The sequence below is a fragment of the Bifidobacterium sp. VU/mBH4 (B4) genome, assembly GCF_058199535.1.
This window is the reverse complement of the sequence record NZ_JBVPQJ010000010.1, coordinates 1-13,772: the sequence shown is the minus strand read 5'-3', so window position 1 is coordinate 13,772 and position 13,772 is coordinate 1. Positions and strand designations below refer to the sequence as shown.

General features: G+C 60.5%; 2 protein-coding genes and 2 pseudogenes. All 4 read left to right on the top strand.

The window, feature by feature from the left end; genetic code table 11:
• Positions 1 to 1,683, top strand: a 1,683-nt coding sequence (locus AC0AII_RS08655; RefSeq protein ID WP_490446834.1) for an RCC1 domain-containing protein, incomplete at its 5' end; no start/stop codon positions are given.
• A 1,136-nt stretch (positions 1,684 to 2,819) separates the two neighbouring features.
• Positions 2,820 to 6,345: pseudogene (locus AC0AII_RS08650) on the top strand (RCC1 domain-containing protein).
• Positions 6,346 to 7,109: 764 nt separating this feature from the next.
• Positions 7,110 to 10,589 (top strand): RCC1 domain-containing protein, encoded by a 3,480-nt coding sequence (locus AC0AII_RS08645; RefSeq protein ID WP_490446833.1) that lies wholly within the window; start codon positions 7,110 to 7,112, stop codon positions 10,587 to 10,589.
• Between the two features lie 524 nt (positions 10,590 to 11,113).
• Positions 11,114 to 13,772: pseudogene (locus AC0AII_RS08640) on the top strand (RCC1 domain-containing protein); the annotation flags it as partial.

The following is a 13,772-nucleotide window of genomic DNA, read 5'->3' as shown; positions in this document are numbered from 1 at the left end:
GGCAGGAACACCAAGTGGAGCATCAGCCCCGACAAGGGCAGCCAGCTGGGCAGGGAACCCGCCACCATCACCCCGCCCGACAACGCCAACCGAGACATACGATTCAACCAAGTCAGCGCATCAACAAACCCCAGCTATGGTTTTGCCCTGGCGGTGGGCAGCGACGGCAACGCCTACGCCTGGGGACGGAACGACTATGGCCAGCTCGGCGACGGGACGAGAGACGACAAGCATGCGCCGGTCAGGGTGAAGACGCCCGACCGGAAGGCGTACCCAGACTTGCCAGCGGACTTCACCTACGTGCAGGTCAGCGGCGGATACCAGCATTCGCTGGCCCTAGGCAGCGACGGGAACGCCTACGCCTGGGGATACAACACCTATGGCCGGCTCGGCGACGGGACAATCACCGAGCGGCATGCGCCGGTCAGGGTGAAGACGCCCGACCGGAAGACCTACCCGGACCTGCCAGCGGACTTCACCTACCAGCAGGTCAGCGCCGGATACTTTCATTCGCTGGCCCTGGGCAGCGACGGCAACGTTTACGTCTGGGGATGGAACTACTACGGCCAGCTCGGCGACGGGACAAGCAGCAGCTATCAGACTACGCCGGTCAGGGTGAAGACGCCCGACCGCAAGACCTACCCGGACCTGCCAGCGGACTTCACCTACCAGCAGGTCAGCGCAGGAGGCGATTATTCCCTGGCCATAGGCAGCGACGGCAATGCCTACGCCTGGGGACGGAACGACGATGGCCGGATCGGCGACGGGACAACCAGCTTCAGCCAGTCTGTGCCGGTCAGGGTGAAGACGCCCGACCGCAAGACCTACCCGGACCTGCCAGGGGACTTCACCTACCAGCAGGTCAGCGCAGGAACCTATCATTCCCTGGCCATAGGCAGCGACGGCAACGCCTACGCCTGGGGATACAACTACGTGGGCCAGCTCGGCGACGGGACAAGCAGCCGCCGGTACACGCCGGTCAGGGTGAAGACGCCCGACCGCAAGACCTACCCGAACCTGCCAGCGGACTTCACCTACCAGCAGGTCAGCGCCGGACGCGATCATTCCCTGGCCATAGGCAGCGACGGCAACGCCTGGGCATGGGGAACAAACAGCAATGGCCGGCTCGGCAACAACAGCTACAGCTCTTCGTATGTTCCTGTGCGCGTGCGCGACCCCGCCAGCCCCGGGGACAAGAGCAAAGGACTGCAAGCCGAACAGGTCAGCGCCGGAGACGTGCATTCCCTGGCCGTGGGCAGCGACGGCAACGCCTGGGCATGGGGAAACAACAGCAGTGGCCAGCTCGGCGACGGCAGCACAGACAGCAAGTCGGCTCCTGTGCCGGTGTCGTTCAACCTGGCTCTGGTGATCACCGGCGTCAGATTCGACCAGAACCCCGTACCAGGGCTGACGCGCGGCGACGGCAGCAGCGTGACCGTGACCACGCCCGCGCACCAGCCGGGCACGGTCACCGTCAGCGTGGACTACACGCTGGGCGGCGCACCCCAAACGCCGGACACTTCTCTCCGATACACGTACCTGCCTGCAGGCGTGCTCCCACAGGCCGGCGGGGAGGGCATCCTGCTCGCCCTCATCACCGGGACTGTAAGCATGGGCGGGGTCCTGGCATCCCGCCGCCACAGGAAGGAAACACGCCGACTATTGCATGCTTCGCACGGGTAAGAGCGGCCGGGCGGCGTATCAATCCCCCCGCCCCCGGCCCATCAAGGGGGAGCAGGGAGGAAACGTGTCAATCAAGGCTCAAACCCCAAGAGAGCCCGACACTTCCCTCCCGCGCCCCCATCACACTTATTTAACCGCCAATGCCCGTGATGCTGGCCAAGCCGATCCATTCATAGCCCGATCATTCATATACGCAACACGTTCCAACTGCATTTAAGGCAGCGCGTCGAGCACAGTCGAAAGGATGGGCGAGTGCATGAGGCCTACCCTGGCATAGCTGACCTAAGCAGTCAGCATCAAGGCCAACAAACACAGAGGACGATGCAGCCCAGCACCCCTGCAACACGATGAAACCACACATATACGCGCTTCCGACAGACCGGCATTGGGGCCATCCATGAAGCCACAAGGCAGGACGACTCAGCCAGCAAGATCAGCCCTGATCCCGGCAATCTTCCAAGCCCCTGCCAGCATGAGTCTGTGGTGGCGGCCAGCTGGCATAACCCCGCAGACTGCCGGTCATATTGACTCACGCCCACCCACAGGACATCTACAACCATAAGCTGACCGGTCTTTTGAGAGCGGCGAGAAGACCAGCAGATTCCGGATTCTTCACCCGCACTATCCTTGGCTGTTGGAAAATGACGAGTACCGGATCGCACCCCGTTAGGCTTGGCCGAAACGTTCACCCGCACAGGGCATTGGATGCCGCCATCCGTAGCACCCGGACCTGATTGACACTGCCGCTTCCCTCACATCCGATTCGTCGGCCCAATGCGTCACGGAGCAGATGCTGAACATGGCGGTCGATATAAGAGTCGACACAGTGATGCGATTAATCGGACAATACGACGCTGACACGACAGTTAATGGTGGCTCGCCGTACCGTGGGATCGGCTATCACGGATTGCTTCGTGTGTTGTTTTTTCGGCCCGGTGGTATGGTGTGAAAACAGGGGCATCGGAAATGTGTCTGTCTTCCGCAGCGGTTCGTGCAATTGGATGCAAGGGCTGGCGCTGAAAGGGTGAACGGTTTTCGATGGACAAGACGTTACAAGGCAAAGCGGCACTGATTTGCTGGTTCGACCGTCACGAACCAACAGACAATGCCCAGTGATGGTAAGGGGTTTACGAGTCATGCATGTGGTTTCCCAACTGCGTCGCGCGTTGGCGATGATGGTCGTCCTGCTGGGCCTGCTGGCAGGCTTGGGCGTCGCGTCCGCAAACGCGGCGGACGCTCCTATACTCACCGGGGGGGGGGGGTCGTCAGACCCCTCGCGTAGCTAACGGAACCTCCGGCACTCTCCCCAGCAACGCAACCAACACACCACTGCCCTCACCCTCGCCAATACAAGCCACCACACCGTTAAGTCCCACATCGAGCACCCCGTCACCGACGACAACACCTGGCAACACGGATACCGCACCGTCTCAATCAGCCGACAAGACAGACAATCAGACTTCGCACACAGTGCGCTTCGACCCAGCTGACGGCAGCAGACCGACACAATCAACCGTAAGAACCGGGACTCTAGCCGCTCCCCCGCAACAGAATCCCCAACGTGAAGGCTTCCGGTTCGACGGATGGACTCGCGACAGCCAGCCTTTCGACTTCCAGACCCCCATCCTCCAAGACACGACCCTGAAAGCACAATGGTCGGAGACCACGGACTGGACGCTGAGCCCGGACCACGGGCCCGCCTCCGGCACCCGGCTGACCATCAGCCCACCCAACAGGCAGGAACCCTATTACGTCAGCATCCACACCACTGGAAACCAGACTATCGGCCTGACCGGCGACGGACACATCTACACATGGACGCAGAACAGCACAGCAAAACAGATTCCCTTCCCCGCCCAGGCTCCCGACGGGTTCCACTACCTGCAGACCACAGCCGGCAGCCGATCGCAGGCCGCACTCGGATCCGACCAGCACATTTACACATGGGACAGCCAACAGGCCACACCCGGAACCCTCGACACCGGCCCGAACATCAGGTTCACCAGCATCAGCATGAACAATGACCGGCTGCTGGCGGTGGACCAGCAGGGACAGGTCCACGCCCATAAGACCAGCCAGGCCGACAGCCAAAACAAAAAACCGGCAGAACAAGGCACAACCAGCCTGCCCGGACAGGCGCAGGCCGTCACCGTCGCCGCCTCCGACAGCCAGGCTCTCATCGTGGACGCGGACGGACACGCCTGGACATGGAATAAGACCACTGAGAACTCCAAGCCCAAACGCGTCAAACAGGACCCGGGCACGCGCACCGTCCAAGCCCAAACCCTCAATCAAGGATTCATCCTCCTAGACGCAGACGGGCACGCCTGGTACCTGGCCGACAACACCACCACCATGATCCAGATCGGTCTGCCGGACAGAGCGCAGGTCAGCCGGATCACCGCCAACAAGGACCAGGCCATTATCACCGGCACGGACGGCCACATCTGGGCCTGGAAGCCCAGCGATACACCCGTGCGCGCGGACAAAGGGAACCAGCAGTACACTCAAGCTGCCAGCAACAGCGGCAGGATCACCGCCATCAGCAGGCAAGGCGGCATCTTCACGTGGAGCCTAGATGCTCAAGGCAATCCCGGCAAGCCCGCCAGGCTCGACACCATCGCCGCCCCCGCCCTAGAATCAGCTAGCCTAGACAGCCAGCAGCTCAAACTCAGCAAGACTGTAGACGCATGGCAGACGGAGATCCCTTCCCGCAAGCCTGGACAAGCCGCCATCCTCATCACCGGCAGGCAGAACGGACAGCTTTTCACTAGAAATCTCAAATACACAGTCAACCAGTCGCTGTTAAGAGACACTCAGCAGGGATCCACCTACAAAGTCACCTTCAATGCGGGCGGAGGAAACCCAGAACCAAGAGTTCAGAATATTTCCTACCCGTACGGCAGAGTACAGCGTCCTTCGCCTGACCCAGATCGTGAAGGCTACCTGTTCGACGGATGGTTCATAAACGAAGTAGCCTACGACTTCAGCAAGCCCGTCACCGAAAGCCTCACTCTCACTGCCAAATGGACATCCAAAAAGCCTAACAACACATGGAAAATCAACCCCAACAGGGGCAGCCAATTAGGCGGGCAGAAGACCTCCATTACCGCGCCAGATACTAGCCGTGGCATCAAGTTTAATCAGGTTTACGGTTCTAAGGACGGTAACTTCGATTTTTCGCTGGCGGTGGGCAGCGATGGAAACGCGTATGCTTGGGGCAACAATAAGTACGGTCAGCTTGGCGATGGGACAAAGACCAACAAGATTACACCGGTCATGGTGAAGAAGCCTGCAGACACACCTGAGGATTTCACCTACACGCAGATCAGCGCCGGGGGCGATTATTCCCTGGCCCTGGGCAGCGACGGATACGTGTACGCCTGGGGACACAACAACTACGGCCAACTTGGCAATAACACCACGTTTTCTTCAACTGTTCCAGTGCGTGTAAGTGACCCTCATAACCCTAACAATACGGGCACAGGGTTGAAAGCCGTGCAAGTGAGCGCAGGGAGTTATCATTCGCTGGCGATCGACATAGACGGGGAAACCTGGGCATGGGGATACAACTACTATGGCCAGCTCGGTAATAAAACCAATAGTGGTTCTGACAACCCGAACCCTGTTCCTAAACCCGTACAATACCCCGAAAGCGAAGGCACCGTTAGCACCTTGCAGGTGAGCGCCGGATATGCGCATTCGCTGGCAGTTGACAGCAAAGGAAACACATGGGCATGGGGATACAACTACAACGGCGAACTGGGCAACGGTACCAGCAGCGGAACCTATCATCCAAATCCGGATCCTGTTAAGGCGACATATCCCAAGGATGCAGGCCAAACCGTACAAGTGAGCGCCGGATATGCGCATTCGCTGGCCATCGACAGCAAAGGAAACACATGGGCATGGGGATACAACTATAAGGGTCTTCTTGGCGACAATAGCCAGATTGATCAGCATTCTCCTGTACCTGTGCAATCTACTCCAGGATACACATTGAAAGCCGTTCAAGTGTGTGCAGGATATGCACATTCGTTAGCTATCGACACAAGCGGAAACACATGGGCATGGGGATACAACTACAGCGGTCTGCTCGGAATCAACAACACGAAGGATGTTCAATATCTTGTACGAGTACTCAACTCTGACCAATCCTCCAGCTCGGCCGGTCCTTGGCTCAACGCTGCACAGGTAAGCGCAGGGTATTCACATTCAGTGGCAATAGGAAAAGACGGAAGCGCTCGGGCATGGGGAAACAACGGCGCTGGCCAGCTCGGCACGGACACCAAAAGCAGCTCATCCGTTCCCGTGTCGGTGGTGTTCAACCTGCAGCCAGTGATCAGCGGCGTCAGATTCGACCAGACCTCCGCATCTGACCTGACACACGGCCAAGTAGGCAATAGCGTCACCGCGACCGTTCCCAAGCATGAGCCGGGTCCGGTCATAGTCAGCGTTGATTACACGATGGGCGGCACAGGAAAAGTTACGACCGACAAATCCCTGACCTACACGTACACACCTTTGGGCGTGCTCCCCCAGGCCGGCGGGGAAGGCATCCTGCTCGCCTTGGCCACAGGCATGACCGGCATGGGTGGGGTCATGGCCTCTCGCCGCCACAGGAGGGAACAGCTACAGCTACTACACGCTTCGCACGAGTAAGACAGGCCGAAGGCTTATCAATCCCCCGCCCTCGGCCTCACGGGGCGCACGGAGGCAAGTGTCACTCAAGGCTCAATCCCCAAGAGAGCCGACACTCCCTCCCGCGCCCCCACCACACTTCCGCAGGCTTATACACACGGCCACGCAACAAACCAGTTCGTGACTGTCGGAACAGGACGGCAATGATTCTTCTCTGCACCAACCTTGTCGACACTGGGAGAATCCCGACAGCTGCTGCTCCCGCCATTTACAGGACATCCAACCGACAACCGTCAAAGACCTTGAGCGGATAGCATCGATAAACTGCCACGCAAGGCCTTAGATGCCGCCATCCGCGACTCCCCGACCTCACCGGCAATCTCGTCCAGAGCCGTCACCACCCCCGCCGCTTCCCACGCACCTGACCTGCCGAACCAATCTACTCCTGGACAGACAGAGAGCTTGGGAATCGGAGAACCGGGTGACAAAGCAATGCTTACCTCCTATCTCTTCTGCCAGTTAGGCGATTATCCAGCAATACGGTTAGGCATAGGGATCAATCAAGTCTTGGACTACATTTCGAAGCACTTATTGTGAGTTACACCATGTGTGGTGCTTTTTCGGCTAGCATGATGAGTGCAATGCGGTTGGGTCATTGGTTGGGTTTCGATGTGGCTCGAGGGGTCACTTTCTGACGGGTAGAACGTTGTAAGCAGTGGTCATCGGCACACTCTCGGGGACGCTGGAGGTAGATGTGTCCGATGTGGGCGAAAGGTGTTCGGCTTATGCATCTGGGTACCCATCTACGTCGTATCTCGGCAATGATGATCGTCCTGCTTAGCTTGCATGCGGGCCCTGCTGCGGCATCCACCAACGCGGACGGTGATGCACTCCCCGCTCTCTCCGGCAGCGCCGCCAGTACTCAACTTTCCTCGCCATCGCCCCTGAAAACCGCATCACTGCTAAAACCTGCAACAACTTCAGATGCCCCTTCAACGTCGACGGGCATTCCGGACAGCACAGAATCGGCTTCTTCGGCCAAGCCATCCGATAAGACGGACGATGAAGCCACGCACGTGGTGCGCTTCGATCCTACCGATGGAGGCACGCCTGGACAGGCAAGTGTGAAAACCGGAACCCTTGCCGCACCCCCGAAACAGAATCCCCAGCGTGATGGATTCCGATTCGAAGGATGGACACTTGACGGCCAGCCCTTCGACTTTCAAACGCCCATCCTCCAAGACACGACACTGACTGCGAAATGGAGCAAAGCCGCAGACTGGAGGCTGAGCCCGGACCACGGTCCCGCCACCGGCTCCCGCTTGACCATCAGCCCGCCCAGTCGGCAAGAACCCTATTACATCGCCATCCACACAGCAGGCAACCAGACAGTCGGCCTGACCGGCGACGGCCGCATCTACGCCTGGACGCAGGACAGCACACCCGTGCAGGTTCCCTTCCCCGCCCAGGCTCCCGACGGGTTCCACTACCTGCAGGCCACGGCAGGCGACCAATGGCAGGCAGCATTGGGATCCGACCAGCACGTCTACACCTGGACCAGCGAGCAAGCAACGCCCATGATTCTTGACGCCGGCCAGAACTCCAAGTTCACCAGCATCAGCATGAACGGAAACCTGCTGCTGACCATCGACCTGCAGGGACAGGTCCACACCATCCAAAACAGCCAGGACGACAGCCGGGATCCGACCAGGCTGCCCGGTCAAGCGCAGGCCGTCACCGCCGTCTCCTCAGCCAGCCGTATCCTCGCCTTAGATGCAGACGGGCAAGCCTGGGCTTGGGACACAACCAACACTGGAAGCGCCAAGCCAGAACGCATCAGGGAAGACTCGGTCATGCGCACCGTCCAAGCCCTCGATGAAGGAGTCCTCCTATTGGACGCAGGCGGGCAGACCCGATACTTGGCCGACAGCACAAGCAGCACTACAGTTATCAACCTGGCGGACGGCGTGCAGGCCAGCAGAATCACCGCCAATAACAGCCAGGCCATAATCACCGACAAGAACGGCCACGTCTGGACCTGGAAGCCCGGCAAGACACCCATCCGCGCGGACAACATGGGACAGGTTTACGTGCAGGCCACGGCTGCCGGCAGCGGGATCACCGCTATTGACAGGCAGGGCAGCATATTCAGATGGAACATGGACGCCCAGGGCAAGCCCGGAAAACCGGTCCAGCCCGACACCATCCAAGCGCCCATCCTGGAAACACCCAGCATGGACGGCCAGCCACTCAAACTCACCAGAGATAAGGATTCCTGGCAGACGGACGTGCCCGCCCACAAGCCCGGACAAGCCGCCATCCTCATTACCGGCACGCAGGACGGCCAGCCCTTCACTAGAAGCCTCGGCTACACGGTCGACCAGACCCTGACCAGAGAGGTCCAACAGGATTCCGCCTATACGGTCCATTTCAACACGGGCGAAGGAGGCCCAACCCCCCAGGACCAGAACATCCAGCCAGTCTACGGCAGAATCCAGCGCCCCTCCCCCGACCCGACGCGCCAAGGCTACCAGTTCGACGGATGGTTCACCGGCGAAGTCGCCTACGACTTCAGCAAACCCATCACCCAGAACCTCATCCTCACCGCCAAATGGACCAGCAAAAACCCCAACACCTCCTGGAGCATCAACCCCGACAAGGGCAGCCAGCTCGGCAAGGAAACCACCACCATCACCCCACCAGCAACCAGAAGCGGCATCAGGTTCAACCAGGTCAGTGGCGGAGGATACGTATATGGTGATCTGACGGGGTATTCGCTGACTGTGGGCAGCGACGGGAACGCCTACGCCTGGGGACAGAACTGGTATGGCCAGCTCGGTAACAGCACGTCCGTCCAGCGGAACACGCCCGTCCCGGTGCCAAAGCCTGCAGGCACACCTATGGATTTCACCTACGTGCAGGCCTATGCTGGCGGCTACCATTCGCTGGCCATCGGCAGCGACGGGTACGTGTACGCCTGGGGGCTCAACGACCACGGGCAGCTCGGCAACAACACCAAGTCCAATTCATCGACCCCCGTGCGCGTGCACGGGCCCGGCAACACCGGCGAAGGGCTGAAAGCCATCCAAGTCGCCGCAGGAGCCTGGAGCTCCATGGCATTGGGCGCCGACGGCACCGTATACACCTGGGGCGGCATATCCAAAGGAGGCGGTGATGACTGCTTCAGCCCGCAGAACGTGCCCATGGCGGTCAAGGATCCTTCGGATGCGAGCGGCGTCCTCCACGCCGTGCAGATCAGCACCCGATGGTCCTTCGACATGGCCATCGGCCAGGACGGGTACGTGTACACCTGGGGCTACAACACCCATGGCCAGATCGGCAAGAACACCACCGACAATAGTTTCCACCTCACGCCCAGCCGCGTGTTCGCCTCAAACAAATCCACGGCTGCTGCGGGCCCCTGGCTGAAGGCCGTCCAGGTGAGCGCCGGAAGCTGGTTCGCATTAGCTATCGGCGAGGATGGCAACACATGGGCATGGGGCTACAATCAGTACGGTTCGCTCGGCAACGGCTACAGCAGCACAAATGCAGACACGAATTATGTTCCCCAAAAGGTGCGATACCCCGCGAATGCGGGCGCAGTGACAGCCGTGCAGGTGAGCGCAGGAATTTACCATTCATTGGCCGTCGACACGGACGGGAACACCTGGGCATGGGGCTACAACGACTATGGTCAGCTCGGCGACAACACCACCAGTGACCGGAATTCCCCGGTGAAGGTGTTTGCCTCCGCGCAGTCCACGAGCTCGGCCGAACCCTGGCTGAATGCCCTGCAAGTCAGCACGGGATGGCGGCATTCACTGGCGATTGGCACGGACGGAGTCGCCTACGCCTGGGGACAGAACTGGTATGGCCAGCTCGGCAATCCCAATGCAGGAAGGCAGAGTCCTGTTCCTTCACCGGTGTCGTTCAACCTACAGCCGGTGATCACCGGCGTCACCTTCGACACCAGCCCCGGCACGAACCTGATCCGCGGCGATGGCAGCAGCGTCAGCGTGACCACGCCCGCACACCTGCCGGGCACAGTCACAGTCAGCGTTAAATACACAACGGGCGGCGCGGGAAACACCCTAACCGACACTTCCCTCAGATACACGTACATGCCTGCAGCACCTGTAGGCGTGCTCCCCCAGGCCGGCGGTGCAGGCATCCTGCTGACCCTGGTCACAGGAGTTGTGAGTATGGGTAGTGTGCTGGTCTCCCGCCATCATAGGAGGAAACGGCACCAGCTGTCGCAGACTTAGCACGAGTAAGACCAGCCAGGGGCGGGTCAATCTCTCGGCCCTGACTTAGCACGGAGGCATTCGTCATATAACGCTCAATCCCAAGTGAGCCGACACGCCTCCCGCGCCCCTCCCACCACGCTTCAGCCGATAACAGTCAGCGGGATCTGAGAGCAGTCATATACGCGACGCTCCTGTCGAGGAGAGAAAGGGATACATCAGTCCTGCTAAGGACACACGGTCCCGAGTCAGCCCGGCCTTCGTCTGTTTTCCCCGACCCGGCATGATTACTGTAAACAACCACCCTCCCCTAGCCAAAGAAATTATTGCCGCTGGTCAGTTGAACCACGCTCGGGTGTTTGTCTACGGGCTGGGTGGTAGGGTGAAAAGCGGGGGATGTCGAAAAGACGACTGGCTTCTGTCAGGATTCGTGCTGTCTGTTGCACAGTCTGACCTTGAGCATTGGGCAACTTTCCGACAGGAAAACGTTACGTAGGCAGGCGGCATTGGTTCCGTTTGGTGTTTGGTGAAGGGGTTTTGGTTTCATGCATCTGGTTTCCCGTCTGCGTCGCACCATGGCGATGTTGATCGTCCTGATCAGCCTGCTGGCAGGCTTGGGCGTCGCGTCCGCAAACGCGGCGGATACTCCTGTACTCACCGGGGGGGGGGGGTCGTCAGACCCCTCGCGTAGCTGACGGCACCTCCGCCACTCTCCCCAGCAACGCAACCAGCACACCACTGCCAACACCATCACTAATACAGACCACCACACCATTAAGTTCCGCAACACCAAACCCAGACATACCGTCACCAACGACGAAAACACCTAACAGTGCAGACTCCGCTCCGGCTCAATCAGCCGAACAAGCAGACAATCAAGCTTCACACACAGTGCGATTCGACCCCGCCGACGGCAGCAAATCCACCCAGTCCACTGCGAAAACTGGGACTCTAGCCGCTCCCCCGCAACACAATCCTCAGCGTGAAGGCTTCCGGTTCGACGGGTGGACACTCGACGGCCAGCCTTTCGACTTCCAGACCCCCATCCTGCAGGACACGAGTCTGAAAGCCCAGTGGACCAATGTCACGGACTGGACGCTGAGCCCGGACCACGGGCCCGCCTCCGGAGCCCAGCTGACCATCAGCCCACCCAACAGGCAGGAACCCTATTACACGAGCATCCACAGTGCAGGCGACCAGATTGCGGGCCTGACCGGTGACGGGCGCATCTACACCTGGACGAAAGACAGCACACCAGAACAGATCCCCTTCCCCGCCCAAGCATCCGACGGATTCCATTACCTACAGGCCACAGCCGGCAGCCGCCGGCAGGCCGCACTCGGATTCGACCAGCGGATCTACACCTGGTCCAGCCAACAACCCGCACCCACAATCCTCGACACCGGCCGGAACACCAAGTTCACCAGCATCAGCATGAGCGATGACCGGCTCCTGGCCGTGGACCGACAAGGTCGGGTCCACGTCTTCCAAACCAGCCAGGCCGGCAGCCAGGACCCGAACCCGAAACCCGCCGAACAAGCCACGACCAGGCTGCCCGCTCAAACGGAGGCCGTCACCGCTGCCGCCTCCGCCAGCCGGATCCTCATCGTGGACGCGGACGGGCAAGCCTGGACCTGGGACGCAAGCAAGATCGGAAAAGCCGAACCAGAACGAATCAAGCAGGATCCGGGCACGCGCATCATCCAAGCCCAAGCCCTCAACCAAGGGTTCCTTATTTTGGACGCGAAAGGACAGGCCCGGTACCTGGCCGACAGCACCACCGCCATGATCCAGGTCAGCCTGCCGGAAGGCATGAAAGCCAGCAGGACCACCGCCAACAAGAACCAGGCCATGATCACCGGCAAGGATGGCCGCATCTGGGCCTGGCAGCCAGGCAGCAAGCCCACCCGGGCGGACAACGGAAGCCAGCAGTACATGCAGGCCGCCAAAACCGGCAACAGGATCACCGCCATCAACAGGCAGGGCAGCACGTTCACGTGGAGCCTGGACGGGCAGGGCCAGCCCAGCAAGCCAGCCCGGCCCGACACCACAGCCGCGCTCATCCTGGAAACAGCCAGTCTGGACGGCCAGCCGCTCAAACTCAGCAAGACCGGCGAAGCCTGGCAGGCGGACATGCCCGCCCATGAGCCGGGACAAGCCGTCATCCTCATCACCGGCAGGCAGGACGGGCAGCCTTTCACCAGGAGCCTTAACTACACGGTCGACCAGACACTGACCAGAGGCACCGAACCACGATCCACGCTCACGGTCCACTTCGACACAGGCGGAGGAAAACCCGAACCAGGAGACCAGAGTTTCCCCGCCGCGAACGGCAGGGTGAATCGGCCCTCCCCCGACCCGGCTCGTAAAGGCTTCCTGTTCGACGGATGGTTCATCGGCGAAGTCGCCTACGATTTCAGCAGGCCTGTCACCAGGGACCTGACCCTGACCGCCCACTGGTCGCCCGCAGGCCGGAACAGCACATGGAGCATCAGCCCCGACAAGGGCAGCCAGCTGGGCAGGGAATCCACCACCATCACCCCGCCAGACAGCGCCAGCCGAGGCATCAGGTTCAACCAGATCAGCGCAGGAAAAGACCCAAGCTATGGTTTTTCCTTGGCTGTGGGCAGCGACGGCAACGCCTACGCCTGGGGAAACAACACGTATGGCCAGCTCGGCAACGAGACAACCAGCTACAACGCCCAGACTACGCCGGTCAGGGTGAAGACGCCCGACCGCAACACGTACCCGGACCTGCCCAAGGATTTCACCTACGTGCAGATCAGCGCCGGACAACTTCATTCACTGGCCCTGGGCAGCGACGGCAACGCCTACGCCTGGGGAGCCAACGGCAGTGGCCGGCTTGGCGACGGGACGACCACCACCCGGTATACGCCGGTCAGGGTGAAGATACCCGACCGCAACACGTACCCGGACCTGCCCAAGGATTTCACCTACGTGCAGGTCAGCGCCGGAGGCGATTTTTCACTGGCCCTGGGCAGCGACGGATATGCCTACGCTTGGGGAAACAACGACGATGGCCGGCTTGGCGACGGGACGACCACCAGGCGGACTAAGCCGGTCAGGGTCGTGAAGCCTGCAGACACGCCCACGGATCTCACCTACGTGCAGGTCAGCGCCGGAGGCGATTTTTCACTGGCCCTGGGCAGCGACGGATATGCCTACGCTTGGGGAAACAACGAC